The following is a 25,317-nucleotide window of genomic DNA, read 5'->3' on the forward strand; positions in this document are numbered from 1 at the left end:
ACCACACTTCCCTTCTTTAGCTGATGACAAACTTCCTCTCCCTGCCGGGCGGCTGGCACCGCCTGCGTGTGCTCGTGCTACTGGTTTTGCTGCCCGCCGCCGCAGCCCGCGCCCAGGGCCCGGCCGTGACCCGGGCCGGCCTGGCCCCGGCCGCCAACACCTACGCCGCCCCCCGCAACGGCGCGGTGGTCGTGCCGTTCTCGCAGCCCCTCAACGCCGCCACGGCGGGCAACATCACCATCCACAGCGTGCAGTACCGGGGGCGGCGCACGGCCACGGCCGCCACCAGCGGCAGCACCGTCACGCTCGCGCCCACCGTGCCCGCCAGCGGCTCGCCGCGGGCCGACTTCAAGCCCGGCGAGGAGGTGCAGGTGACGGTGCCCGCCACCGTGCTGAGCACCGGCGGCGCGGCGGCCCTGCCCTACGTGTACCAGTTTCGGGCGGCGGCCACGGGCGGCAATGCCGACTTCGGCACGCCCGGGCCCACGGTGGCCGTGGGCAACCAGCCCCGCTTCATCGCGCCGGCCGACCTGGACGGCGACGGCGACCTCGACCTAGTAGTTGCCAGCGCCACCGCCGACAACGTGACGGTGCGCCTCAACGACGGGGCGGGCAACTTCACGGCCCACCCCACCAACCCCACCCCGGCCACGGGCGACAACCCGCGGAGCGTGGCCGTGGGCGACATTGATGGCGACGGCGACCTCGACCTGGTAACGAGCGCCTCCGCCGGCCCCGCCGCCACCACCGTGGGCGTGTACCTCAACGATGGCACGGGCGACTTCACGCCCCACCCCATCAAGCCCAACCCCGGCTCGTTCGGCGCACCCTACAATGTGAAGCTGGGCGACATCGACGGCGACGGCGACCTCGACCTCCTCACGGCGGCTTACGCGGAGAGCATGGTGAAAGTACACCTCAACGACGGCACGGGCAATTTCTCGGCCCACCCGACTACTCCCACCCTGCCGGGGGTCGCCAATGCCTGCGCCCTCGGCCTGGGCGACATTGACGCCGACGGCGACCTCGACCTGGTAACCACGGCCTTCACGGCGGGCCGGGCCTACGTGTGGCGCAACGACGGCGCGGGCAATTTCTCGGCCCACCCCACCACCCCCGTCCTCGTCGTGGGTGGCAACCCCTACACGGCCATGCTGGGCGACATTGACGCCGACGGCGACCTCGACCTGCTGGTGGCCAACAACTCCGGCACCAGCACGGTGAGTGTGCGCCGCAACGACGGCACCGGCGGCTTCAGCGGCACCACCGAGCTGGTCGTGGGCACCACCCCTTACAACAGCGCCCTGGGCGACGTGGATGGCGACGGCGACCTCGACCTGGTGGTGGCCGTGGGCACCGCCGCGGGCGTGACGCTGCGCCTCAACGACGGCACCGGCACCTTCGTGGCCCCGACGACGCCCCCGGTGGTGACGAGCACCGTAGTCAGCGTGGCGCTGGCCGACGTGAACGGCGACGGCGCCCTCGACCTGCTGGCCGGCGCCAACAGCACCACGCTGTACGTGCGGCTCAACCTGCCGCAGCCGGTGCTGGGTAGCTTCGCGCCCGGCCGCGGGGCGGCGGGCAGCAGCGTCACCATCGTGGGCACGGGGCTGGCCAATGCCACCAGCGTGAGCTTCAATGGTACGGCCCAAACGGTTATCACCAACAGCACCGGCATGAGCCTGACCGTGGCCGTGCCCCCGGGGGCCAGCACCGGGCCGCTCACCGTGACCACGCCGGCCGGCACCAGCGCGGTCAGCAGCGCCAGCTTCGTGGTGCAGCTGGCCGTGAGCAGCACCAGCCCGGCCGCCAACGCGACGGCCGCACCCCGGGCCAGCCCGGCGGTGGGCCTCACGTTTAGCGAGCCCGTGACGGCGGCCAGCATTGTGCCCACTAAAACCACGGGCATCAAGGTGTACTCCAGTCAGGTGGGCGGGCGCAAGGCGGGCAGCTTCACGCGCAGCGGCAGCACCGTGAGCTACACCAGCAGCCTGCCCGGCAGCCGCGCCGACTTTAAGCCCGGTGAGACGGTGAGCGTGAGCGTACCCGCCACCGTGCTGAGCGCGGGCGGCGTGGCGGCTACCCGGAAAGTGTACCAGTTTACCACCGCCGTGAGCACGGCCGGGGCAGGCGTGTTCGCCCCCCCGGCCGTGGTTGCCAACGGCTCCGTCGGGGTGGGCAGCCAGCCCTACGGCGTCGTCCTGGGCGATGTGGATGGTGACGGCGACCTGGACTTACTCGCGCCCAACTACCCCAACGGCACCGTGAGCCTGCGCCTGAACGGGGGCGACGCCACGGGCAGCAACACGGGCGTGTTCACGGCCCCGGCCGTGGCTGCCAACGGCACCATCAGCGTGGGCCCCAACCCCTACAGCCTGGTGCTGGGCGATGTGGACGGCGACGGCGACCTCGACCTGCTCACCACCAATCTGAACAGCGCCAGCGTGAGCCTGCGCCTGAACGGTGGCGACGCCACGGGCTCCAACACGGGCGTGTTCGCCGCCCCGTCCGTGCCCACCAACGGCACCATCAGCGTGGGTACCAACCCCAGCAGCGTAACGCTGGGCGACGTGGACGGCGATGGCGACCTCGACCTGCTCACGGCCAACAATAACACTATGGGCACCGTGAGCCTGCGCCTGAATGGCGGCAACGCCAGCGGCAGCAACACGGGCGTTTTCGCGGCCCCCGCCGTGCCCGCCAACGGCATCGTAAGCGTGAACAGCGACCCGCGTAGCGTAACGCTGGGCGATGTGGACGGCGACGGCGACCTCGACCTGCTCACGGCTCACACCGGCACTACGGGCACGGTGAGCGTGTGCCTGAACGGGGGCGACGCCACGGGCTCCAACACGGGCGTGTTCGCCGCCCCGGCCGTGGCTGCCAATGGCACCATCGGCGTGGGCGCTAACCCCTACAGCGTAGTATTGGGCGACGTGGATGGTGATGGCGACCTCGACCTGCTCACGGCCAACAGTAACACTACGGGCACGGTGAGCCTGCGCCTGAATGGCGGCGATGCGAGTGGCAGCAACACGGGCGTGTTCACGGCCCCGGCCGTGGCCGCCAACGGTACCATCAGCGTGGACAGCGGCCCGCGTAGCGTGGCCCTGGGCGACGTGGACGGCGACGGCGACCTCGACCTCGTGACGGCCAACAGTGCCAGCGATAATGTGAGCGTGCGCCTGAACGGGGGCGACGCCACGGGCAGCAACACGGGCGTGTTCACGGCCCCCGCCGTGCCCGCCGACGGCTTCGTGAACGTGGAGGACAGCCCCCGCAGCGTCGTATTGGGCGACGTGGACGGCGACGGCGACCTCGACCTGCTCGCGGCCAACTACAGCTCCGGCACGGTGAGCGTGCGGCTGAACCTGCCGCCCAGGCCCACGCTCACCAGCCTCAGCACGGCGGCCGAGCTGCCGGGGCAGGCGGTGGTGCTCACCGGCACCAATTTCACCGCTGGCAGCACCGTGAGCTTCGAAGGCGTGGTGGCCAGCACCGTGAGCTACACTTCGGCCACCTCCCTCACGGCCGTGGTGCCGGTGGGCGCGGCACCGGGCAGCAGCGCCGTAGCGGTGACCACGGCCAGCGGCAGCGCCAGCGGCCCGGCCTTCGAGGTGCTGCAGGTGTACCGCAGCACCAGCGCCAGCGGCTGCCTCAGCACCGAGCCCCTGGTGCTGAGCGGCAGCGGCGGCGCAAACAGCTGGCGCTACCTGCGCCTGCCTGGCGCGGGCGGGGCCGTGGTGGCCGCCATCGAAGACACCCGCGACCTGGGCACCGTGGTGGCCGGCATTGCCGCTCTGGGCACCGGCACCAGCACGGCCGTGCGCCAGGACCTTCGGAGCCGCCGCTACCTCGACCGCAACTTCTACCTCACCGCTACCAACGCCAGCTTCCCCGGCCAGGCGGTGCGCGTGCGCTTCTTCGGCCTGAGCGCCGAGCTCAGCCGCCTGACGGCCGCCGACGGCAACGCCACCGCCGCCAACCTCAAGGCCTCGCAGTACAGCGGCGCCAACGAGGACTGCGACCTGAGCAACAACGACCCCGCCGCCGAGCGCCGCCTGCTGGCTGCCCCCGCCACCATCGTCAGCGGTGCCGACTGGTTCACGGCCCAACTCACCGTGGCCGACCACTTCTCCGAGTTCTACCTCACCGGCGCCAGCTCGCCGCTGCCGGTGGAGCTGCTGCGCTTCACGGCCACGGCCGAAGGCAAGGCCGCCCGCCTCAGGTGGGCCACGGCCAGCGAGAAGAATAGCGTCCGCTTCGACATCGAGCGCAGCACCGACGGGAACACGTTTGCCAGGATTGGCGAGGAGAAAGCGCAGGGCACGAAAGCCAGTCCCAGCGCCTACACCTATCTCGACTCCACCATTCCGCCCACCCACCAGCCCACCTACTACCGCCTGCGCCAGGTGGACCAGGATGGCACCGCCAGCTACTCGCCCGTGCGGGCCGTGGCCATCGGCAGCAAAGCCGGCCTCACGCTCATCCCCAACCCCGCCCGCAGCAGCGTGGCCGTGGCCGGCCTCAGCGCCGGGGCCGTCGTGGCGGTGTTCGACGCCCTGGGCCGCCCCGTAGCCCAGGCAACCGCCGAGGCCGATGGCACCGCCCGGCTGGTGCTGCCCGCCGGGCTGGCCCCGGGCGTGTACATCGTCCGTAGCGGCGCCCAGGCCCGGCGCCTGACGGTGGAGTAGGGCTTTATACTGCCTGCGCCTGACCCAGGCAGGGCGCCCCGCTTCCGGACCCGGCCACCGGCCGCCGCCCGGGGCGGCCCGCCCTGCCCCGCCCCGCCCCAAGCGGAACCGATTGGCTACCTTCGTGGCTTGTTGCCCGCCACTATTCTTCCGATGGACTTTCCCGGCTCCCTGCCCGCCGCCGTGGCCCCGCTTCCCGGCGATGTCGACCCCACCGACCTGCTGCGCGGCGTGCTCGACGTGTCGCTCACGGCCCTGCAGCTGCTGCGGCCCGTCTACGCGCCGGACGGGGCCGCCATCATCGACTTTACGCCCGAGTACACCAACCCCGCCGGGCTGCGCATGCTGGGCTACGGGCAGCAGCCCCGCGGCACGATGCTCGAGCTCTTTCCCCACACCCTGGCCAACGGCATCTTCGCCTACTACCAGCGGGCCTTCGCCGCCCCCGAGCCGCTAACCTACGAGCTGAACTACCAGACTGATGGGCTCGACAACTACTTCCGGGTGCAGGCCCGGCGCCAGGGGCCGCTGCTGCTGGTGAGCTTCACCGACACCAGCGACCAGCCCCGCTCGGCCGCCGAGCAGTTCCTGCGCGACAGTCAGGCCGCCGAGCAGGCCGCCCGCACCGAGGCCGAGCGCCAGCGCCAGCGCTTCCACGAGGTGCTGATGCAGCTGCCCGCCTACGTGGCGGTATACCACGGCCCCGACCACACGTACCAGTTCGTCAATCCGCCCTACCAGGGCATGTTTCCGGACCGCTCCTTCCCGGGCCGCACGCTGGGCGAAGCCATTCCGGAGGTTCACGGGCTGGGAGTGGGAGCGTTGTTCGACCGGGTGTATCAGACCGGGGAGCCCTTCCACATTCCCGAGCTGGAGGGCTGGTTCGACTTCAAGGGCAGCGGCGAGCCAGAACAGGTGTTTCTGAACCTGCACCTGCAGCCGCTGCGCGACGCCCAGGGCCGGGTGGACGGCGTGCTCGACTACAGCTACAACATTACCGAGCAGGTGCGGGCCCGCCGCCAAGTGGAACAGCTCAACCAGGAACTTGAAGCCCGCGTGCAGGCCCGCACGGCCGACTTGCAGGAAAGCGAGATGCAGTTCCGCACCATGGCCGACGCGGCCCCGGCCATGCTCTGGGTGACCGACCCCGCCGGCCAGTGCACCTACCTCAACGCCCAGTGGTACCAGTACACCGGCCAGACCGAAGCCGAGGCCCTGGGCCTGGGCTGGACCCGGGCCGTGCACCCCGACGACGCCGCGCTGGCCAGGCAGCAGTTTCTCGACGCCAACGCCCGACGCGTCCCGTTTCACCTCCGCTACCGCCTGCGGCGCCACGACGGGGTGTATCGCTGGGCCATCGACGCGGGCCAGCCCCGCTTTGCCGAAGACGGCCCCTACGCCGGCTTCGTGGGCACGGTCGTCGACATCCACGAGCAGCAGCTGGCCGAAGACGAGCTGCACGCCACCAATACCCGGCTCACGCGCACCAACGTGGACCTGGACAACTTCATTTACACCGCCAGCCACGACCTCAAGGCGCCCATCACCAACATCGAGGGCCTGCTGCTGGCCCTGGAGGAGGAGTTGCTCCCGGCGGCCCGTACCGGCGACGTGCCCCTGATGCTGACCATGATGCAGGACGCCGTCGACCGCTTCCGCCGCACCATCGACCACCTCACCGACCTGAGCCGCCTGCAAAAGGAGCACAGTCCCGACCGCGACACCGTGGCTCTGGCTCCGGTGGTGGAGGCCGTGCGCCTCGACCTGACGCCCCTGCTGGCCCAGACCCAGGGCCGGCTGACGGTGGACGTGCCCGCCGACCTGACGGTGACCTTCGCCGAAAAGAACCTGCGCTCGGTGGTGTATAACCTGCTCAGCAACGCCTTTAAGTACCGCCACCCCGACCGGGCGCCCGCCGTGCAGCTGCGCGCCCGGGCCACCGATGACCACGTGGTGCTGGAGGTGCAGGACAACGGCCTGGGCCTCGACCTGGGGCAGGGTGAGGAGAAGCTCTTTGCCATGTTCCAACGCCTGCACACCCACGTGGAGGGCACCGGCGTGGGCCTCTACATGGTGAAGCGCATCCTGGAAAACGCCAGCGGCCGCATCGAAGTCAGCAGCGCAGTGGGGCAGGGCTCCACCTTCCGGGTGTACTTCCGGCGCTAGGGCCGCCGGTCCGATTCCCCTATCATACCATAGCTACCCATGCCCAAGCTTCCTGCCGTGCTGCTGGTCGATGACGACCCCACCACCAACTTCCTCAACAAAAAGCTCCTGCTGCGCCTCGGCGTCACCGACAACGTGCGCGTGGCCCTCAACGGGCAGGAAGCCCTGCGTGAGGTGCAGCAGCACTGCCAGGAACAGCCGACCGGCTGTCCGGCCCTGGTGTTCCTCGACATCAACATGCCCGTCATGAACGGCATTCAGTTTCTGGAAGCCTACCAGCAGCTGCCCGCCCCGCAGCAGCAGGCGGTGGTAGTGGTGATGCTGACCACCTCCGTGAGCCCCCGCGACCAGCAGCTGATACAGACCCTGCCCGTGGCCGACTACCTCGACAAGCCTCTGAACAAAGAGCAGGTGGAGCGCGTGCTGGCGCAGCACTTCCCTGCCTAGCCCGCGCCGGCAGCCGCACCCGGGGCCGGCCGTGGCTGCCCGGGGCGCTACCGCCAGCCCGCTCCCCACCACCTGTGTGGTACCGCCTGCGGCCGGCAGGCCACCGTGGGCGACGACCGCAGCGTCTACCTCGACCAAGTTGAAATCCTTGGCAGCGGCGGAGCCGTGGTGGCAGGTGCCGTGGGCAATAGCAGCTTTGAAACCGGCCCGGCCGGGGCCCTCAACTCCCCCCACCACGGCCGCGCCCTGGACCTTCATTCCCAACGGCGGCAACGTGGGCATTGCCACTTCGGCCAGCGCCTACGCGTCCCCCGCGCCGCCCAACGGCAGCCACGTGGCCTTGTTTCAAGGTGCCGGGGGCGCCATCGAGCAAACCCTGGCCCTACCTGCGGACACCTACCAGGTGTGCAGCTGGCCCAGCGCCAGTGCTGCAGTGCGCCCTACAACCAGGCCCTGCAGGTGTACATTAACGGCGTGGCGCTGGGGGCCGCCCTCACCACCAGCGGCGCGGGCTACGTGCAGCTGCTGTCGCAGCCCTTCACGATGGCAGCGGGCGTGTATATAGTGCGCAGCGGCAGCGCCTGGTGGTGGAGTAAGGCCGGTTTATCGTCAAAACCCTCATGTAAGGCCCCCTTCGGAAACAGCGCTGTTTCCGAAGGGGGCCTTTGGGGTAGCAGCCGCCTTGCCAGCTACTATTATTCAGGCAATAGCCCCTGCCGCACTGCCATTTTAATCAGCGACGCCGTGTTGCGCGTCCGCGTCTTCTCCATGATATTTTGGCGGTGTGTTTCCACCGTGCGCTTGCTGGCGAAGAGCATGCTGGCGATTTCGGCGTTGGTGTGGCCAGCCGCCACCAGCTGCAGCACCTCCATTTCGCGCTTGCTGAGGCCCAGCAGGGCCGCCACCTCCTCGGCCGAATCGGCGGTGGCGGGGTTGGCGTGCAGACGGCCCAGCAGCGCCAGGCCCATGTCGGAGCACAGGAAAGGGCGGCCGGCCGCCACGGTGCGAATGGCGTGCACCAGCTCGGTGGTAGCCGACTGCTTCACGATGTAGCCGTGGGCCCCAAGGTCGAATGCGCGAACTACGTACTGTTCGTTGGTCAGCTCAGAGCGAGCCAGTACCCGCAGGGCGGCGTGTTGCTCGCCCAGCGTAGGCAGCAGGCCGAAAGCGTCGGGGCCGGGCAAGCTCAGGTCGAGGAGCAGCAGGGTGGGCTGTTGCAGGGCCAGCTGGTCCAGCAGCTCACTGCCGGAGGTAGCAACGCCCACTACTTCTACGCCAGCCGTAGCCGCCAGGGCACCCTGTAAAGCAGCACAGGTAGCAGCGGAACTATCGGTAAGGAGAACGCGAATCATAGGGGGTAAGCGGGGCCTCAGGCTGCCGGCTGCACCGGGTGGTGCCGGAACCGGCGGGCGTTAAGGGCTTCGAAAATACATGATGCGCAGAGCCAAATCCTGTGCCGAAGTCCAAAAACCGTATTTATCCCCGCAAATGAACGCTGCCAGCGCTTACTTCTGGTAGAAATACGTAGCAAAAATTACCGTTGTCGGGCGGCCTTTCCCGTATAGGGGAGATGCCGAAGACCGCCGCTCATCCCCGGGCGCCGGTTTTCTCCTCCTTCCTTTGTAGCCATGACCCGACTTCTGCTTGCCGACGACCACACCATCCTGCGCGATGGCATCCGGTCGCTGCTTTTGGCCGAACCTGACTTAGATATCGTGGGCGAGGCCAGCAACGGCGCCGAAGTGCTGACGCTGCTCGAAACCCACCCCGCCGACGTAGTGCTGATGGACGTGCAGATGCCCGTGCTCGACGGCTTTGCCACGATGCCCGAACTGCGCCGCCGCTTCCCCGACGTGCGCGTGCTCGTGCTCACCATGCTCGACCACGAAAACTACGTAGCTCGCATGTTTGAGGCCGGCGCGCTAGGCTACGTGCTCAAAAACGCCGCCATTGCCGAAATCACCTTCGCCATCCGCCGGGTGGCCGCCGGGCATCCGTTCCTGTGCACCGAAATCGGCATGAACATGCTCTACAAGGCCGTGGCCCAGGCCAGCGCCCTCTCGGCCGACGGCGACCCCGCCCGCGCCGGCAACGACCTCACCGCCCGTGAGCTGGAGGTACTAAAGCTTATCGCCGAAGGCCTTACCAACGGCGAAATCGCCGACCGGCTGTTCACCAGCAAGCGCACCATCGAGACGCACCGCCAGAATATCATCGGTAAAACCCACGCAAAGAACACGGCGGCTCTGATTAAGCTGGCGGTGAGCCGAGGGTTGATTTCGTAGGCTACTCTTTCACGAAATACACCGCAAACACCGTCCCGGTGCCGATTTCGCTTTGCACGGTGATGTGGCCGCCTGCATTCTCCACCATCTTCTTCACCATGTAGAGGCCAATGCCCGAGCCTTCTACGTGGTCGTGCAGGCGCTGAAACATGCCGAAGAGCTTGGTTTGCCCGCTGGCGTCGAGCCCCAGGCCGTTGTCGGCCACGGCCAGCACGGCAAAGGCGCCCTCGCAGTAGGCCCGCAGCTGCACCTGCGGCGGGCGGCTGGGGTGGCGGTATTTCAGGGCGTTGCTGAGCAGGTTGAACACCACCGAGCGCAGGTTTTTCTCCGAAAAAGCAATGCTGGGGCACTCGCTGATATCTACCTCGATGGTGCCACCGGTTTGCTGCACCAAGGGCTTCAAATCAAGAAGTACGTCGCGGATAATGGCCTCCAGCTCGATTGGTTCCAGAGGCTGGCCGTCTTCCTTTTGCAGCTTCGAGATGTCGGTGAGCTGGCTGATGGTTTTCTGGAAGCGGTCCACCGAGTCCTGCATCATGTGCAGGATGGGCGCCACGTCGGCGCTGAAGGTGTGCACCGGCGGCAGCTCGGAGATGAGGGCGTGCAGCAGGCCTTCGATGTTGGTGATGGGCGCCCGCAGGTCGTGCGAGGCGGTGTAGATAAAGTTGTCGAGGTCGACGTTGGCGCGGGTGAGTTGGGCGTTGTTGTCCTGCAGCTGGCGCTGGGTGAGGGCAATGCGCTCCTGGGTCATCTTGTGCTCGTGGATGTCGGTGCAGGTGCCAATCCACTGAATGATTTCGCCGTGCTCGTTGCGCGAGGGCAGGGCGCGGCCCAGCATCCAGCGGTACTCGCCGGCCTGGTTTTTAAAGCGATACTCGACCTCAAAAAAGTCGCCGGTTTGCAGGCATTCTTTCCAGCGCTCGGCGGCGGCGGGCGCATCGGCGGGGTGCAGTTGGGCGCTCCAGCCGCCGTCGGCGCCGATGGCGTTTTCGGGGCCGATGAAGTCGAACCAGCGGCGGTTGAGGTAGGTGTTGCGGCCGGCGGGGTTGGCCGTCCAGGCTATCTGCGGAATGCCTTCGAGCAGGCGCTGGGCCTCGGCGGCGGCCTGCTCCATCTCGCGGCGGGCGGTTTGCTGGGCGCGCAGCTCCTCGTTTTTGTGCTCGATGAGGGCATTCTGGGCCTCCACGCGGGCCTTGATTACCTTGATTTCGCGCTGGGCCGAGAGGTCCGTCAGAATGACGGCCAGCACCGGCGACTCGTGAAACTCCAGCACGTTCATCGACAGCGAAAACGGCGTGAGCTTACCTTGGCGCGTGCGCAAGGGCATCTCGCCCTTGCTCTTGCCGGCCCAGCCTTTGGCCAGCAGCGCCGTCCAGTACGCCGCAAACTCCGCGGGCACAAACTGCTCAAAGGCCAGCCCGATTACGTCTTCCAGCGGCACTTCCAGCAGGCTGGCCAGGCAGGCGTTGCAGTAGAGCACGGTGGCGTCGTCGCTGAGCAGCATGGCGCCCTCGTTCATCTGCTCGATGAGGGTGCGGTAGCCCTGGTCGGCGCCTTCGAGGGTGAAGATGCGCGGGCCCTCGGCGCCCTGCACGGCCAGCGCATCCACGGCCCCGGTCCGGATGGCCTCAATCAGCTCCTCGGCCTCGTGCAGGCGCTGCCGGAGTTCTTCGATTTCGCGGGCCGCAGCGGCCCCGGCGGGGGTCGGCGATGGGCTCATAGCTCAAAATCAGGACGAAGGGGCAGGTCGAGGGCAGCCAGCGTCCGCTCGCGGTTCGACAAATCGCCGATGAGGCGGCGCACCGGCAGCGGCTGCTTGCGCACCAGCGTGGGCGCGGCAATAATCTGCTCTGACTTCGCCAGCTCGGGCTGCTGATAGATGTCCACGATGGTCAGCTCGTAGCGCCCCGGTAGATACTGTTCGCAGATATCCTTGAGGTTACGCACGGCCCGCGTCGAGTTGGGCGTGGCCCCCGTGATGAATAGGTGCAGCACGTAGTGGCCCGCCAGCGGCCCCGCGTTTTCGTCAAATTCCGTTCTGGCGTCCATCTCCTTTCGTTAGTTGTCAGTTGCTCGTTGTCAATTGTTAGTCGTCGGTTGCCAAGCGTTGAAATTTCCAAAAGAACTAACAACGAGCAACAAACAATGGACAACTAACTGCGCGGCCGGATATCAAGCCCTACCAGTACGCGCTCCTCGTTGGAAAGGTCGCCGATGATTTTGCGGATGGGCTCGGGCACCTTGCGCACCAGCGTGGGGATGGCCAGAATCTGGTCGCCCTCGGCCAGCTGCGGGTGTTTCAGCAGGTCAATTACTTCAATCTGGTAGCGGCCCTTGAGGTGCTCCTCGCAGTATTTCTTGAGGTTGGCCAGGGCCGTGATGGACTTGGTGGTCTGGCCGGCAACGTACAGGCGGAGCTCCCAGGTTTCTTCTTCGGTGGTGGTTATTGACATAGCGGGGGAAGCGGGGAGCGAAGAGGCTTCAGAACGTCCGTCAAAGAACGTCATCCTGAGCGACGAAGGAGCGAAAGGACCTTGCCCGCTTCGTTGTGATAGCAATTTCAATCAGTAATAATTACTGTCGCAAACGGCGTGGGCGAGGTCCTTTCGCTCCTTCGTCGCTCAGGATGACGTTCTGTTTTTACGTTACGTAGTTACTCACCCAGCCGCTGCCGGGCCTGAGTTTCAAGGTCGATGCGGCGCAGCTCGTCTTCCACCGATTCGAACTCGGTGCGCAGGTTGGCGATGGTGCCTTCGAGCACGCGGCGGCGGCGTTCGAGCTCGCGGTCCTGGCGTTCGTGCTCCTGTTGCTGGGTCAGGGCTTCGAGTTCGTCGCGCAGCTGCTGGGCGCGGCGGCCGGCCCCAGTGACGATGCCCGTGGGCCCGAGCACCACGTCGAGCAGCCTGATGCCCTCGTTGGTGACGAGGAACTCGCGCACCTGATTGGAGTGCGCCATGCCGCGCGACTTGAGGATGCTCAGGCCGCGGTTGCGCTCGCCGATGCCCTCCAAATCGCGCACCGTAATCCAGGTATCGACCAGCGACGACACGCCTTCCTCGGTCATTTCCTGCTGGGCGTTGCGCCCGCTGATGAGCGAAGTCATGAGGGCCGTGATGCCGTTTACCTTCAGAAAATCAATAAGCCGCGTGAGCATGCTGCGTACTTCGCTGATGCTGCCCACCGAAATCAGGTTGCTGATGGGGTCGATAACGACGGCGTCGGGCCGGTCGTCGGCGATGATTCTGTGGATGGTGACGAGGTGCTGCTCCAGGCCGTTGAGCGTAGGCCGCGACGCCTCGATGCGCAGCAGACCGCTGGCCAGATATTCGCGCAGGTCGAGGCCCACCGACTGCATGTTGCGCACCAGCTGCGGTGGCGATTCCTCGAACGCGAAATACAGACAGCGCTTGCCCTGCCGACACATTTCGGCGGCAAACGACACGGCCAGCGTGGTTTTGGCGGTGCCGGCGGTGCCGGTCAGCAGGATGCTGCTGCCTTCGAAAAAGCCCTTGCGGCCAAACATGGCATCGAGCCCCGGCACGCCCGACGACACGATGTTGTCGGACACGGTGTGCTCCAGCTTGAGGCTCGTGACGGGCAGCACCGAGAAGCCGTCTTCGGTGATGAGGTAAGGGTATTCGTTGGTGCCGTGGGTGGTGCCGCGGTACTTCACGATGCGCAGGCGGCGGGTGGTAATCTGGTCGATAACGCGGTTGTCGAGCAGGATGACGCAGTCCGACACGTACTCCTCCAGGCCCTGGCGGGTGAGCGAGCCCTCGCCGCGCTCGGCGGTGATGACGGTGGTTACGCCCCGGTCCTTGAGCCAGCGAAACAGCCGCCGGATTTCGGAGCGCAGCACGCCCTGGTTGGGGAAGCCGGAGAACAGCGCCTCGATGGTATCGAGCACCACGCGCTTGGCGCCGATGCTGTCGATGGCGTGGCCGAGGCGGATAAAGAGGCCCTCCAAATCGTACTCGCCGGTTTCCTCAATCTCGGAGCGGTCGACGTGCACGTGGTCGAGGCGGAGCTTGCCGGCGGCTTGCAGCGCGGGCAGGTCGAAACCCAGCGAGGCTACGTTGGCGGCCAGCTCGTCGGCGGTTTCCTCGAAGGCCATGAACACGCCAGGGTCGCCGAAGTCCTGCACGCCGCGCACCAGGAATTCCATTGCCATCAGCGTTTTGCCGCAGCCGGCGCTGCCGCACACCAGCGTGGGGCGGCCCAGCGGCAGCCCGCCCTCGGTTATCTCATCGAGGCCATCGATGCCCGTGGGGGCCTTGGGCAAACGCGGTAATGGAGTAACAACAGCAGGCGCGGCAGTGGACATAGTAAGGCAATTTTCCCGAAAGTTAGCCAGATTTCAGGCAAGTAGCGCCCGCCATAGCCCTACCGCAGCAGCCCGCCCAGCGCGCTGATGCTAAGCGCCACGATGGCCGTGTTAAAGCTGAATGAAATGAGGCTGTGCAGCAGCGCCGTGCGGCGCGGCAGCCGCCCGCTGATGCTCACGTCGGCCGTTTGGGCGGCCATGCCGATGGTGAAGGCGAAGTAGGCAAAATCGAGGTAGTCGGGCTCGAAATCCTGGCCCGGAAAGTCGATGCCCCGCGCGTCCTGCCCGCCGGGCCCGGAGTCGTCGTAGTACTGGTGGGCGTAGCGTAGCGTGAACACGGTGTGCACCAGCAGCCAGGCTTCCACCACGGCCCCGATGCTAAGGCCCACGCGCCAGGCCGTTTCGGCGGGTGCCAGGTCGTGGACGGTGCGCGAGAGGGCCAGCACGGCCAGCAGGCTGGCCAGCGAGGCCCCCAGGATGAATGCTGAGGCCAGCGCCCGGCTGTTGTCTTCGGCGGTGGCAATGCGGCGGATGTGGCCGGCATCGGCGGTGGCCACCAGGGCGGCGATGAGCAGCAGCGTGCTGCCGGCGTACACGTCCCAGGCGGCCACGAGGCGGCCCAGCGTGCCCAGGCTGGCCGGGGCCAGCCCCCAGGCGAGGGCGCCCAATGCCAGCCCCACCAGTAAACGATGGGTGGGCGTGAGGCGGCCGAGGTGATGGAGGATGGAGGATTTCACGAAGGAAAGGTAGCGGCGAATGGAGGGAATGTGTTATTTGCGGCGGCCCAACTATACAAAGGTTAGGTGTTAGGTGTTAGGTGTTAGGTGTTAGGTGATGTACGAAAACCCAATACCAAACACCCAATACCAAACACCCAATACCAAACACCCAATACCAAACACCCAATACCAAACACCCAATACCCAACACCCAATACCAAACACCCAATACCAAACACCAACCCCAACTACCAAACGCCAGTATCCCCCCTATGACCTCCTCCCCCCTCTCCTCCCTATACCGCCCCTCCCTCTCGCTCGTCACCGACCTCTACCAGCTCACGATGGCCTACGGCTACTGGCAGCAGGGTTTGCAGGACCGCGAATCCGTCTTCCACCTTTACTTCCGCAAAGCCCCCTTTCAGGGCGGCTATGCGGTGGCGGCGGGCCTGGCCCTGGCCGTGGACTGGCTCGAAAACCTGCGCTTCTCGGACGACGACCTGGCTTACCTCGGTAGTTTGCGCGGCAGCAAGGGCGGCGTGCTGTTCCCGACGGAATTTCTCGATTACCTGCGCGACCTGAAATTCACCTGCGACGTGGATGCCGTGGCCGAAGGCACCGTCATCTTCGGCAACGAGCCGATTATGCGCATCCAGGGGCCGCTGCTACAGGCCCAGTTGCTGGAAACGGCCCTGCTCACGCTCGTCAATTTTCAGACCCTCATCACCACCAAATCCGCCCGCATCCGCGAGGCGGCGGGGCCGGCCGACCAGATTCTGGAGTTCGGGCTGCGGCGGGCGCAGGGGTTTGATGGCGGGCTGGGGGCCAGCCGGGCCGCCTACCTCGGCGGGGCCGATGCCACCAGCAATGTGCTGGCCGGCCAGCTCTACGGCATCCCGGTGAAGGGCACGCACGCCCACAGCTGGGTGATGGCTTTCGGGGATGAGCGGGCGGCGTTTGCGGCGTATGCGAAGGCGTTTCCGGATGACTCGGTGTTCCTGGTAGACACGTATGACACGCTGGAGGGCGTGCGCCTGGCCATCGACGTGGCGCGGGAGATGCGCGCCGCCGGGCACGAGCTGGGCGGCATCCGCCTCGATTCGGGCGACCTCGCTTACCTCAGCATTCAGGCCCGGGCCTTGCTCGATGAGGCGGGCTTTCCGAAGGTGCGCATCGTGGCCAGCAATGATTTGGAGGAAAACCTCATCACCAGCCTCAAGCAGCAGGGCGCCCGCATCGACACCTGGGGCGTGGGCACCCAGCTCGTGACGGCCTACAACCAAGCGGCCCTCGGCGGGGTGTACAAGCTGGCCGCCCTGCGCAAGGCCGACGACTCGGGCTGGGACTTCACCATCAAGCTCTCCGAGCAGGTGGCCAAGACGAGCATTCCCGGCATCCTGCAGGTGCGCCGCTACCTCGACGACCACGGCCACCCCCGCGCCGACATGCTCTACAACACCGCCGCCCCCCTCCCCGACCGCCTCACCCTCGTCGACCCGCTCGATGCCACCCGCCGCCGCCCCGTGCGCCCCGAGGCCGAGTTTGTGGAGCTGCTGGAGCCCATTTTCCGCCGGGGTCAGCGCGTGAAAGACCTGCCCACCCTGGCCGAGAGCCGTGCCCACGCCCAGCGCCAAGTGCAGAGCCTCGACCCCGGCATCCGCCGCTTCCTCAACCCCCACACCTACCCCGTGGGCCTGGAGCTGACCTTGCACGACTACCGCACCGAGCTGATTTTGCAGCACCGGCCGCAGAAGCCGGCGTAAGCGACGAGGCATCATAAAAAAAGCCTCTGCCGGTAGCGGCAGAGGCTTTTCTATTTTGCAGCGGGCCAGCTATTCCACCAGCAAACGCCGGCTGGTGCTAGCCGCCCCGGCGTGTAGCTGCACCAGGTAGAGGCCGGCCGCCAGCCCGCGCACATCCAGTTCGGTGGTGGTGCCGGTGGCGGGCAGGGTGCGCGTGAGCACGGGCTGGCCCAGGGCGTTGAGCAGCTGCAGCTGCACGGCTGCCGCGCCGCCGATGGCGGGCACCCGCAGCCGGCAGCTGCCGTGGGCTGGGTTAGGCGTCAGCTCCACCGCGCTGAGTTGGGCGGCGGCGGTGGCCGTCAGCACCACTTGCTGCGGGGCCGAGGCGGGCGAGCTACAGCCGGGCGCGGTGGTGACGACGACCGTGTAGCTGCCGTTTTGGGCGGCGCTCGTCACCACGTAGGTGCTGCCGGTGGCCCCGGCAATGGGTAGGCCGTTGTAGTACCACTGGTTGCCAGTGGAGGTGCTGCTAGTGAGCGTGCCCGCCGGAGCCTGCGTGATGGTAGGCTGGGGTGGGGCCGAACATACCTGGGCGAAGCTCAGGCCCATGATATTCAGCACCGGGTCGGTCAGCGTTTTGTCCACGGTGATGCTTTGCACCAGCTTGCGCACGTTGGCGGGGTCGATGGTCAGGGTGACTTCGAAAAGCGTGGGGTGGGTGCCGTTGTTTTCGATGGTGTAATTAGGACTGGTGCCCCGGTTGACGCGGCTGCCCACGTGCAGGGCCGGAGTAGCCCCGGTGTTGCTATACCAATCGGGCACTACCACGCCGCCGATGACCTGAGCGGTGCCGTCCGTAAACCGGATGATAAACGATTTATCGGCCCCGCCCGAGCCGTTGCCCTCGGTGGCCAGCACCTTGATGGTGGGCGTGGCCTGTGGCGTCAGGAGCGCGAGCGTGCCGGCCCCGGCCCCGTCGATGCGCAGCGAGTTGGGCTGGCTGCTGCTGGCCAGCTGAAACGTGAGGCCGGGCGTCGAGATGCTGCGGATGAGGCCCCCGGTGGGCAGCGCCCGCGCAGGCCGACGCCCCGCCGGGTTCACAAACGACGAATCGGCGAAGCACCACTGCACGATGGGAATGCCCCGGTCGACGCTGGCCGTGGTGGAGGCCGTGACCGCGCCCACCCCGTTGGCAATGACGTCGGCGTTGTAGCCCGTCACGGCCGCGGGGGCGTAGGTGGTTTGGGCCAGCCCAAGGGCAGGTAGCAGCGCCAGGGCCAGGCCCGGCAGTACGCGAGAAAGAGCTGTAGAGGTAAGCGGCATAGGTAAAAGGTTAAAATGGGAAAAGCGCCCGCCAAGGTACGGCCGCCACTGTCATTTTTCAATGAAGTTGTTTCGGCTACCAAGGCTGCCCGAACGCCGCCGGGGGTTCTCGTAGCCTACCCGGGGCACCCAAGACACGGCACACAGGAACCCTGGCGGGGCGCGGAGGCACGAAACCGCTCTGGGGGGTATGGGCCGACACAGGCAGCGCTTCGTCAAATGCTACCCGGCCGGCCGCTCCGGCAGCCGCTCATTGCGCCCTAGCGCCAGCAGCCAGTCTTCGCCCCAGCGGGTGAGGCGGTACACCCGGCGCGGGCCCTCGTAGGCCCAGCGCAGCAGCCCTACGGCCACCAGCTGGCCGTGGGCGCGGCTGCCCGCCACCCGCCCGATGCCGGCGGCGCGGGCCAGGTCGGCGGCCGTCTGGGCTTCGTGCTCCAGGTATTGCAGCAGCATTTTGCCCTGGCTGTGGCGGCCGCGCCGGTTGCGCACGGGGTCGAGCACCTTGAGGGCGGCCGAGAGGCGCTTCATCACCTGCGCGGGGGCGTAGGGGTCGGCCACGGGCGGCGGCAGGTCGCGCCGGGCAATGCGGTCGGCAAGGCCATCGAGCAGCGGCTCGATGCTGGAAGTAGCGGGCGTAGCCATTGGCCGGAAGGGGCTTAGGGTGAATACCGCCCGCTAAAGTAGGGGCTACGCCGCATAGTTGGCTAGCAATAGTTGCCCGCTGGGACTTGATTAGAGCGGTTTGTATCGTACTTGGTTTTCGTTGTTCCCTGTTGCAAGGTTTTTGAAACGTTCTACTTTTCCAGTGTCTTCTGTTTAGGAAGTTTTGCAACGTTCTGCATTTCCACTGTCTTCTGTTTAGGAAGTTTTGAAACGTTCTGTATTTCCAGTGTCTTCTGTTTATGATTTTTTGAAACGTTCTGTATTTCTACTGTCTTCTGAAAAATTGCAGATGTGCAGTAACACGTAATCATTGTTCCAATTTAGCGCAGTTTTGTAGCGTAGCACTTGCCAACAACCATCCGGCAAAGAAGGTAAGCGCACGGCCACAAACCAGCCGCAAAGCGGCGGCACGTTGGTAGCCTAGTCAGCCCTCAACGACCAGAGCCGCAAAGCGGCGGCACCAACGCCTGGTTAGTGCCGCCGCTTTGCGGCTCTGGCTACGTCAATTATTGCCTGCTACCAACGTGTCGCCGCTTTGCGGCTGGTTTACACTTTTTACTCGTAGCGCAATTCCCCCATAGCCACGCGCAGCGTCACGCCCGGCCCAGCCGTGAGGCGGCCGGCCACCTGGGCCTCGTAGCCGCTGGCTTGCAGCGAGGCCACTACGGCGGCGGCGCTGGCCTCTTCGGTCACGAGCAGCATGCCGGTGCCCATGTTCCAGTAGAGGTAAGCATCCTCGGCCGAAATATTGCCCAACTCGCAGAGGCGCTGCATGGCCGGCAGGGGCGCAAAGAGGTTGTCGAGCACCGCGCCCACGTTGTTTTTGAGCACCCGCTTGAAGTTGTCGGCCACGCCGCCGCCCGTGATGTGGGCCACGCCGTGCAGCGGCAGGCCCGCATCGAGCAGCGCCGCCACGCCGGGCGAGTAGATGAGCGAAGGCGCGAGCATGGCGTCGCCCCAGGTTTTGGGTTGAGTTAAAAGTGAAGAGTTAAAAGTCAAAAGCGCGTTGTCGTTTCCTTTTAACTCTTCACTTTTAACTTTTAACTCCCCGAAGGGGGCCTCATGCCAGTTCTCGCCAAACAGCTGTTGCAGGGTGCGCCGCGCCAGCGAGAAGCCGTTGGAGCGGAACGAGGGCGAGCGCAGCGCCACCACGGCGTGGCCGGGCCGGGCGGTTTTGCCGCTCAGCGGCTGGGCCAGGCTGGGGTGCAGCACGCCGATGGCCGTGGAGCACCAGTTGAAGTTCATGCGCGCCCCCGGCCAGCCGCCGATGCGGTTGCCGAGCTCGGCGATTTCGCCGCCGGTGATGGCGATTTTGGAGAACTGGCAGGCATCGTGCAGGCCGCGCATCAGCTCGTCCACCACGTCGTAGCTCAGGCGGTTCACGTCGATGATGTTCGACAGGTTGGTGGGCACGAAGCCGGCGGCGATGAGGTCGTCGGCGGTCATGGCCACGAGGTCGTAGCCCAGGGTATCGTATTTGTCGAGGCGCTCGGCCACTTCGATTTTGGTGCCGATGCCGTCGGAGCTGATGCCGAGGCGCTCCTGCCCGAAGCGGATTTCATTCGAGAAGCCGCCGTCGAGGTCCTGGGCGGGCTCGCCGGGCAGCCCGGCGCGGGTAGCGAAGGTTTTTTTCGACCAATTGTAGGCGTTGCGCGAGGCCGCGTTGCCTTCGTCGATGGAGTAGTTGGCGGGGAGGTTGTTCATGGAAATTGAGAGAACGGCTATTAGAGCCGGGAGAACGAAGCTCCCCTCCTTGGAAAGGAGGGGATGTGAGGCGCGCTGAGCGCCGAACGGGGGTGGTTCGCCCGCTCGCGCCGGTTGGGCTTTCGAAAACTAAAATCAGGAGAAAGAATTACTGCCTTGTTCTATCGGCGCGGACGGGCGAACCACCCCCGTTCGCGCCTCTTCGGCGCTCACATCCCCTCCTTTCCAAGGAGGGGAGTTTGTCGTTCTACCATCAATGCTCCGTCGGCGCGGGCGCTTTCGCGCTCACCGACTTCTTATCCTTCTTCTTGTCGCCCCGGTGGCTGGCGCGCTCCTCCTGAATGTGGCGCAGGTAGTGCGTCACATCGCCCGTCGGGTACTTGCCCGAGAAGCAGGCGAAGCAGGAGCCGCCGTGGCCGCGCTCCTCGGCGAAGAGCTGCTGCAAATCGGCCAGGTCCTGGTAAATAACTTTGTCGGCCTCGATGTAGCGGCAGATTTCGTCCTCCGTGTAGTTGGCCGCGATGAGCTCGGTGCTCATGGCCATGTCGATGCCGTAGATGCAGGGCGACACGATGGGCGGCGCGCTCGAAATGAAGTACACTTCCTCGGCCCCCGCCTCGCGCAGCAGCCGCACGATGCGCCGCGAGGTGGTGCCGCGCACGATGCTGTCGTCCACCACGGCCACCTTCTTGCCCTCCACAAACTCGCGGATGGGGTTGAGCTTTTTCTTCACCACGTCCTCGCGCCCGGCCTGCGTGGGCACGATGAACGAGCGGCCCATGTGGTTATTCTTCACCAACGCCCGGCGGTACGGCACCCCGATGGCCTCGGCCAGACCGGAAGCCGAGAAGTAGCCCGACGAGGGCACGTCAATCACCATATCCGGCTTGAGCCCGGCATCGACCACTTTGCGGGCCAGGATTTTGCCTAGGCGCACCCGCTCCCGCGCCACCAAGCGGCCGTGGATTACGGAGTCTTCGCGGGCGAAGTAAATCTGCTCGAACACGCAGAAGTTCTTGGGCACGGCCGGGATGTTCTTGCGGTGCACCTGGTAGTCGTTGTCGATGAAAATGGCCTGCCCTGGCCCCACGTCCTCCACAAAGTCGAAGTCGAGGTAGTCGAAGCAGGTGCTTTCCGACACGAAGGCGTAGGTAGGCCCGTCGGGCGTGTCGCGCCGCCCCAGCGCCAGCGGCCGGATGCCCAGCGGGTCGTTAAACGCCAGCAGCCCGTGCCCGGCAATCATGGTGATGGTGGCGTAGGCGCCCTTCACGATGTGCTGCGTCGTCTCCACGGCGTCAAAAATATCGACCACCGAAAGGTGATTCAAGTCTTTCACGCGCAGCTCCGAGGCGAAGGTGTACATGATAAGCTCCAGGTCGTTGGTGGTTTTGGGCAGCACGTGGTACTCGTCGTGCAGGCGCTTGGCCACGTCGCGAAAGTTGATGACGTTGCCGTTGTGCACCATCGCCAGCCCGAAGGGATAGCTGGTGGTGAAGGGCTGGGCCAAATCGGAGTCATTGGCACCCTGCGTGGTGTAGCGCACGTGCCCGATGCCGGAGTTGCCCTTGAGCTTTTTCACCGACTTGGGCCGGAACACGTCATTCACCAGCCCCTGCCCCTTGCAGAGGTGAAAGGCGTCGTCGAAGGTGGCGATGCCGGCGGCATCCTGCCCCCGGTGCTGCAGGGCAGTGAGGCCCACAATGATGTCGGCTGCTACCTGGTCAGGGCCGTGAAAACCTACTATTCCGCACATGGGAAGGGAGTTAAAAGTTAAAAGTGGAGAGTTAAAAGTTGGGGAGGGAACTGAGAGCTTTTCAACTTTTAACTCTCAACTTTTAACTCTTATCAGTTCCGCCAGCGTTTCCGCGTACAGCTCATGCTCTACTGCCAGCCCGCGCCGCTCCACTTCGGCCAGCGTTTCGGCTCCGCGTAAATCTACCGTCCGCTGCGCCAGGATGGGGCCGGTATCAAGCCCCTCATCCACGAGATGGACGGTGATTTTGGTTTCGGCAAGGTGGTTGTCGAATGCCCACTCGTAAGCGTGCAGCCCCTGGTGCTGGTGCGTATCGGCGGGATGAATGTTGAGAATGCGCCCCGCAAACGGCTGAATAAAGGCCGGCGATAGAATGCGCATGTAGCCCGCCAGCACCACAAAATCGGGCTGGTATTGCTGGAGCAGCGCGGCGGCTTCAGTGTCAAACTCAGCCCGCTTGCGGCCCTGGCTGGGCAGCGCGGCGGTGGGGCAGCCCAGCGCGGCGGCGGCGGCGAGGCCGGGCGCGTCGGGCTTGTTGCTGAAAACGACGGCTACTTCGGCGAGGTCTTGCAGCACGCCGCCTTGTATGGCTTTTACCAGGGCCAACATGTTGGAGCCCCGGCCGGAGAGGAGGATGGCTAGGCGCGCAACCCCACCCCCAGCCCCTCCCCTTTGGGAGAGGGGAGCCTGACGAGTTTCTTCCAGCGAAGTGTGGTCGTGCATGGCTGCGGTTTGAGTGCTCAATTTACGACAGCTTGCGTGAGCACCGGCGCGGGGCGCTGGGCAATATCGGGCCGCACGTACTTATCCTGAAAGTCGATTTGGGCGGCGGCCGCGTAGGCGCGGGCCGTGGCCAGCTCCAAATCAGCGCCGTGGCCCACGGCCACCAGCACCCGGCCGCCGCTCGTCACGATTTGGCCAGTCTCGCCCGCTTTCACGCCGCCGAAATACACGGTGGTATCGGCGGGCAGCTTGTCGAGGCCCGCGATGGGAAAGCCGGTCGGAAACTTCGCCGCCGGGTAGCCGCCCGAGGCCAGCACCACGCCCACGAAGGCGCCGGGGCGCTGCCGCACGGTGGTCTGGTTGAGGGTGCCATTCAGCGTAGCTTCGATGAGCTCCAGCAGGGAGCTTTCGAGAGCCGGCAGCAGCACCTCGGCCTCGGGGTCGCCGAGGCGCACGTTGTATTCCAGCAGCTTCGGGCCGCCGGGCGTGAGCATGATGCCGAAGTACAGGAAGCCCTTGAAATCAAACTGCTCGGTTTGCAGGCCGCGCAACGTAGGGTCCACGATGTCGCGGCGGATGGCGGCCAGCACGTTGCCATCGGCGAAGGGCACGGGGCAGTAGGCGCCCATGCCGCCGGTGTTGGGGCCTCGGTCGTCGGCCAGCAGCTGCTTGTGGTCCTGCGAAGTCGAGAGCAGGCGGATGGCGGTGCCATCGGTGACGGCAATGATGCTGATTTCGGGGCCGAGCAGCTTTTCTTCGAGCAGGAAGGAAAACCAGCCTTCGTGCAGGCTCTGCAACTCATCCAAAGCCGACTCGGCCTCGGCTACCGACGAACATACGTACACGCCCTTGCCGGCGGCCAGACCGTCGTATTTGATGACGACTTCGCCACCCAGCTCAACCGCTTTGGCGCGGGCCTCAGCCATGCGGTCGCTGCGGTAGGGCCAGGCCTGGGCCGTGGCCACGCCGTGGCGGCGCATGAAATCCTTACTCCACACCTTGGAGCTTTCCAGCGTGGCGCCCGCCCGGCCGGGACCGAACACTCTAATATCAGAACCGGCGAAGAAATCGACTACCCCGGCCGCCAGCGGAGCCTCGGGGCCTACCACAATCAGCGGCGCGGCTTTTTCCCGCGCAAAGGCTTGCAGCTGGACGAAGTCGAGCGGGTTGATTTCGGGGTGGCTGTTCGGGATGCCGGCGTTGCCGGGCACCACGAACACGGTGGCCCCGTCGCGGGTCAGCTTGTCGTAGAGGGCGTGCTCGCGGGCCCCGGCGCCGAGAAGAATAATTTTCATTTTTAGCTGTTAGCTTATAAAACGCGCAGCTCTTCGTCAGCCGCCCGCAGCTTGGCCTTGGTGGCCTGGATGTCCTTGCTCAGCCGCTCGCGCAGGCGGGGGATGTTCAGGGCGCGCAATGCCGCCTGGGCGGCGTTGTCGGGGCGCACCACGGTCAGGTTGGGCGTGCCGCTGGGCATGATGACGGAGGAGTTCAGGTTCATGGCCAGCTCAGCGTAGTCCTTCCACGGCGGGCAGCTGATGACGGGCACGTTCACGTTGGCCGCCAGGGCGCCGCCGAGGCCGTTGCTCAGGCCGGCCACGGCGATGAGCACGCCGGGCTCGAGGCTGTTGTTCCAGATTTCGGCCATGCCGGCAATGGCTTCGCCGTTTTTGTGGGCCGAGGTGACGCGCAGCTGGGTGAAGATGCCGTAGCCCTCGAACTGCTGGCGGATTTTCTCGCAGTGGTCCTTGTCGGCGGGCGAGCCCATCACGATGTTTACCCAGGCATCCTTCAGCAGGCCGGCAGCTACCAGATTGGCCAGCAGGCGGGCGCGGGTGTCGTGGCGGCCGGTGAGGGGCGCGTCGGGGCCTTCGGTTTCGGCCGTGGGCAGAGGCTGGCCCACAATGCGCTGGTAGATGTCGAGGTAGCGGCGGCTGGCTTCCTGGGCCACCTGCGGGGTGAGGCCGCGCGGGTACTGGCCGTCTTTTTTGTTGGCAATGAGCCACTGGCGCACGTATTCCTTGTCCATCTGCGCGGCCGTGAGGGGGTTCTCGGCGTAGTCCTCGGCGCTCCAGAAGCGCGAGGAGTCGGGCGTGTGGATTTCATCGATGAGAATCAGCTGCCCGTTGAGCAGGCCGAACTCGTACTTGGTATCCACGAGGATAATGCCCTTCTCGGCCAGCAAATCGGAGCCGACCTTGAACAGCGCCAGCGACTTCTCCTTCATCTGGTCGTAGAGCTCCTGGGTCACCCAGCCTTCGCTCACCAGGTTTTCGGGCGTGATTTCGCGGTCCGATTCCTCCTTGGTGGTGGGCGTGACGATGGGCTCGGGGAACTTCTGGTGCTTGGTCAACCCGTCGGGCACGCTCACACCCGAGAAGGCGCGCTGGCCCTGCTCGTAGCCGCGCAGCATCGAGCCGGTGATGTAGTTGCGCACAATCATCTCCACCTTGATGGGCTCAGCCTCCTTCACCAGCATAGCGTTGGCATCCACAAGCTTGATGACGTGGTTGGGGATGATGCTCTTCGTTTTGTCGAACCAGAAATTGGCCAGGCCGTTTAGCACCGCGCCCTTGTGGGGGATGGCGGTTTCGAGCACCGAGTCGAAGGCCGAGAGGCGGTCGGTGACAATGATGAGCCGGTCGCCGCTGGGGGCACGGAGGCTGTCGCGGACTTTGCCGCGGTGCAGCAACGGGAGTTGGGGGGAGGCGAAGTGAGTGAGGGTGTTCATAAAGGTTGGTTATTTTCTCGCAGGGTTTCGCAGGGTTAGGCGCAGG

18 protein-coding genes are annotated in these 25,317 nt (G+C 65.9%); 5 read left to right on the forward strand and 13 right to left on the reverse strand.

Translation table 11 applies throughout. From position 1 onward, the window contains the following. Positions 1 to 23 precede the first annotated feature (23 nt). The 3 genes from Q5H93_RS23000 to Q5H93_RS23010 all read left to right on the forward strand — a co-directional run bounded on the left by Q5H93_RS23000 (position 24) and on the right by Q5H93_RS23010 (position 7,307). Entirely contained in the window at positions 24 to 4,694 is a 4,671-nt protein-coding gene (locus Q5H93_RS23000; protein WP_305009080.1) for a T9SS type A sorting domain-containing protein, read from the forward strand. Between the two features lie 153 nt (positions 4,695 to 4,847). After that, positions 4,848 to 6,860: a PAS domain-containing sensor histidine kinase gene (locus Q5H93_RS23005; protein ID WP_305009081.1), complete on the forward strand. Its 2,013-nt coding sequence runs from the start codon at positions 4,848 to 4,850 to the stop codon at positions 6,858 to 6,860. 39 nt (positions 6,861 to 6,899) lie between these two features. Then, a complete protein-coding gene (locus tag Q5H93_RS23010) occupies positions 6,900 to 7,307 on the forward strand; it encodes a response regulator (RefSeq protein WP_305009082.1) in 408 nt (135 codons plus the stop codon). A 695-nt stretch (positions 7,308 to 8,002) separates the two neighbouring features. Here the strand turns inward: Q5H93_RS23010 and Q5H93_RS23015 are convergent. Next, positions 8,003 to 8,659 (reverse strand): LuxR C-terminal-related transcriptional regulator, encoded by a 657-nt coding sequence (locus Q5H93_RS23015; protein ID WP_305009083.1) that lies wholly within the window; start codon positions 8,657 to 8,659, stop codon positions 8,003 to 8,005. A gap of 276 nt (positions 8,660 to 8,935) precedes the next feature. On the opposite strand from Q5H93_RS23015, the gene Q5H93_RS23020 reads away from it, so the two are divergent. Beyond that, entirely contained in the window at positions 8,936 to 9,592 is a 657-nt protein-coding gene (locus Q5H93_RS23020) for a response regulator (protein ID WP_305009084.1), read from the forward strand. A 1-nt stretch (position 9,593) separates the two neighbouring features. Here the strand turns inward: Q5H93_RS23020 and Q5H93_RS23025 are convergent, their stop codons facing one another. From Q5H93_RS23025 to Q5H93_RS23045, 5 genes are all read right to left on the reverse strand, one after another. Then, positions 9,594 to 11,312 (reverse strand): sensor histidine kinase, encoded by a 1,719-nt coding sequence (locus Q5H93_RS23025; protein WP_305009086.1) that lies wholly within the window; start codon positions 11,310 to 11,312, stop codon positions 9,594 to 9,596. Further along, on the reverse strand, positions 11,309 to 11,641 hold the full coding sequence (locus tag Q5H93_RS23030; RefSeq protein ID WP_305009087.1) for a circadian clock KaiB family protein: 333 nt from the start codon (positions 11,639 to 11,641) through the stop codon (positions 11,309 to 11,311). The genes Q5H93_RS23025 and Q5H93_RS23030 overlap by 4 nt, the downstream gene beginning before the upstream one ends. 104 nt (positions 11,642 to 11,745) lie before the next feature. Continuing rightward, positions 11,746 to 12,045, reverse strand: a complete 300-nt coding sequence (locus Q5H93_RS23035; RefSeq protein WP_305009088.1) for a circadian clock KaiB family protein — start codon at positions 12,043 to 12,045, stop codon at positions 11,746 to 11,748. Between the two features lie 200 nt (positions 12,046 to 12,245). Further along, a complete protein-coding gene (kaiC, locus tag Q5H93_RS23040; protein WP_305009089.1) occupies positions 12,246 to 13,874 on the reverse strand; it encodes a circadian clock protein KaiC in 1,629 nt (542 codons plus the stop codon). Positions 13,875 to 13,975: 101 nt separating this feature from the next. Beyond that, positions 13,976 to 14,653, reverse strand: coding sequence for a DUF1345 domain-containing protein (locus Q5H93_RS23045; protein ID WP_305009090.1), 678 nt, complete (start codon positions 14,651 to 14,653; stop codon positions 13,976 to 13,978). 254 nt (positions 14,654 to 14,907) lie between these two features. On the opposite strand from Q5H93_RS23045, the gene Q5H93_RS23050 reads away from it, so the two are divergent. Next, complete coding sequence (locus tag Q5H93_RS23050; RefSeq protein WP_305009091.1) at positions 14,908 to 16,398, forward strand: nicotinate phosphoribosyltransferase; 1,491 nt, start codon at positions 14,908 to 14,910, stop codon at positions 16,396 to 16,398. Positions 16,399 to 16,467: 69 nt separating this feature from the next. On the opposite strand, the gene Q5H93_RS23055 is transcribed toward Q5H93_RS23050, so the two are convergent. The 7 genes from Q5H93_RS23055 to purC form a co-directional block, all read right to left on the reverse strand. Next, on the reverse strand, positions 16,468 to 17,700 hold the full coding sequence (locus tag Q5H93_RS23055) for a T9SS type A sorting domain-containing protein (protein WP_305009092.1): 1,233 nt from the start codon (positions 17,698 to 17,700) through the stop codon (positions 16,468 to 16,470). Positions 17,701 to 17,922: 222 nt separating this feature from the next. Then, positions 17,923 to 18,342, reverse strand: coding sequence for a helix-turn-helix domain-containing protein (locus Q5H93_RS23060; protein ID WP_305009093.1), 420 nt, complete (start codon positions 18,340 to 18,342; stop codon positions 17,923 to 17,925). A 576-nt stretch (positions 18,343 to 18,918) separates the two neighbouring features. Beyond that, positions 18,919 to 20,067 carry an AIR synthase-related protein gene (locus Q5H93_RS23065; protein WP_305009094.1) on the reverse strand — a complete coding sequence of 383 codons (1,149 nt, stop codon included), beginning with the start codon at positions 20,065 to 20,067 and terminating at the stop codon, positions 18,919 to 18,921. Between the two features lie 253 nt (positions 20,068 to 20,320). Continuing rightward, positions 20,321 to 21,820, reverse strand: coding sequence for an amidophosphoribosyltransferase (gene purF / locus Q5H93_RS23070; RefSeq protein WP_305009095.1), 1,500 nt, complete (start codon positions 21,818 to 21,820; stop codon positions 20,321 to 20,323). 75 nt (positions 21,821 to 21,895) lie between these two features. After that, the gene (gene purN / locus Q5H93_RS23075) at positions 21,896 to 22,543 is read right to left on the reverse strand and encodes a phosphoribosylglycinamide formyltransferase (protein WP_305009096.1); all 648 of its coding nucleotides are present in this window, start codon (positions 22,541 to 22,543) and stop codon (positions 21,896 to 21,898) included. Between the two features lie 17 nt (positions 22,544 to 22,560). Further along, positions 22,561 to 23,838 carry a phosphoribosylamine--glycine ligase gene (gene purD, locus Q5H93_RS23080; RefSeq protein ID WP_305009097.1) on the reverse strand — a complete coding sequence of 426 codons (1,278 nt, stop codon included), beginning with the start codon at positions 23,836 to 23,838 and terminating at the stop codon, positions 22,561 to 22,563. Positions 23,839 to 23,852: 14 nt separating this feature from the next. Then, a complete protein-coding gene (gene purC, locus Q5H93_RS23085; RefSeq protein ID WP_305009098.1) occupies positions 23,853 to 25,271 on the reverse strand; it encodes a phosphoribosylaminoimidazolesuccinocarboxamide synthase in 1,419 nt (472 codons plus the stop codon). Positions 25,272 to 25,317 lie beyond the last annotated feature (46 nt).

Source organism: Hymenobacter aranciens (assembly GCF_030580865.1).
In the GTDB taxonomy this organism is placed as follows: Bacteria; Bacteroidota; Bacteroidia; order Cytophagales; family Hymenobacteraceae; genus Hymenobacter; species Hymenobacter aranciens.

Excerpts from the sequence above, each read along its gene's own strand:
- Q5H93_RS23000 (WP_305009080.1), top strand. The coding sequence starts at position 24 with ATGACAAACTTCCTCTCCCTGCCGGGCGGCTGGCACCGCCTGCGTGTG.
- Q5H93_RS23005 (WP_305009081.1), top strand. The coding sequence starts at position 4,848 with ATGGACTTTCCCGGCTCCCTGCCCGCCGCCGTGGCCCCGCTTCCCGGC.
- Q5H93_RS23010 (WP_305009082.1), top strand. The coding sequence starts at position 6,900 with ATGCCCAAGCTTCCTGCCGTGCTGCTGGTCGATGACGACCCCACCACC.
- Q5H93_RS23015 (WP_305009083.1), bottom strand. The coding sequence starts at position 8,659 with ATGATTCGCGTTCTCCTTACCGATAGTTCCGCTGCTACCTGTGCTGCT.
- Q5H93_RS23020 (WP_305009084.1), top strand. The coding sequence starts at position 8,936 with ATGACCCGACTTCTGCTTGCCGACGACCACACCATCCTGCGCGATGGC.
- Q5H93_RS23025 (WP_305009086.1), bottom strand. The coding sequence starts at position 11,312 with ATGAGCCCATCGCCGACCCCCGCCGGGGCCGCTGCGGCCCGCGAAATC.
- Q5H93_RS23030 (WP_305009087.1), bottom strand. The coding sequence starts at position 11,641 with ATGGACGCCAGAACGGAATTTGACGAAAACGCGGGGCCGCTGGCGGGC.
- Q5H93_RS23035 (WP_305009088.1), bottom strand. The coding sequence starts at position 12,045 with ATGTCAATAACCACCACCGAAGAAGAAACCTGGGAGCTCCGCCTGTAC.
- Q5H93_RS23050 (WP_305009091.1), top strand. The coding sequence starts at position 14,908 with ATGACCTCCTCCCCCCTCTCCTCCCTATACCGCCCCTCCCTCTCGCTC.
- Q5H93_RS23055 (WP_305009092.1), bottom strand. The coding sequence starts at position 17,700 with ATGCCGCTTACCTCTACAGCTCTTTCTCGCGTACTGCCGGGCCTGGCC.
- Q5H93_RS23060 (WP_305009093.1), bottom strand. The coding sequence starts at position 18,342 with ATGGCTACGCCCGCTACTTCCAGCATCGAGCCGCTGCTCGATGGCCTT.
- Q5H93_RS23065 (WP_305009094.1), bottom strand. The coding sequence starts at position 20,067 with ATGAACAACCTCCCCGCCAACTACTCCATCGACGAAGGCAACGCGGCC.
- purF (WP_305009095.1), bottom strand. The coding sequence starts at position 21,820 with ATGTGCGGAATAGTAGGTTTTCACGGCCCTGACCAGGTAGCAGCCGAC.
- purN (WP_305009096.1), bottom strand. The coding sequence starts at position 22,543 with ATGCACGACCACACTTCGCTGGAAGAAACTCGTCAGGCTCCCCTCTCC.
- purD (WP_305009097.1), bottom strand. The coding sequence starts at position 23,838 with ATGAAAATTATTCTTCTCGGCGCCGGGGCCCGCGAGCACGCCCTCTAC.
- purC (WP_305009098.1), bottom strand. The coding sequence starts at position 25,271 with ATGAACACCCTCACTCACTTCGCCTCCCCCCAACTCCCGTTGCTGCAC.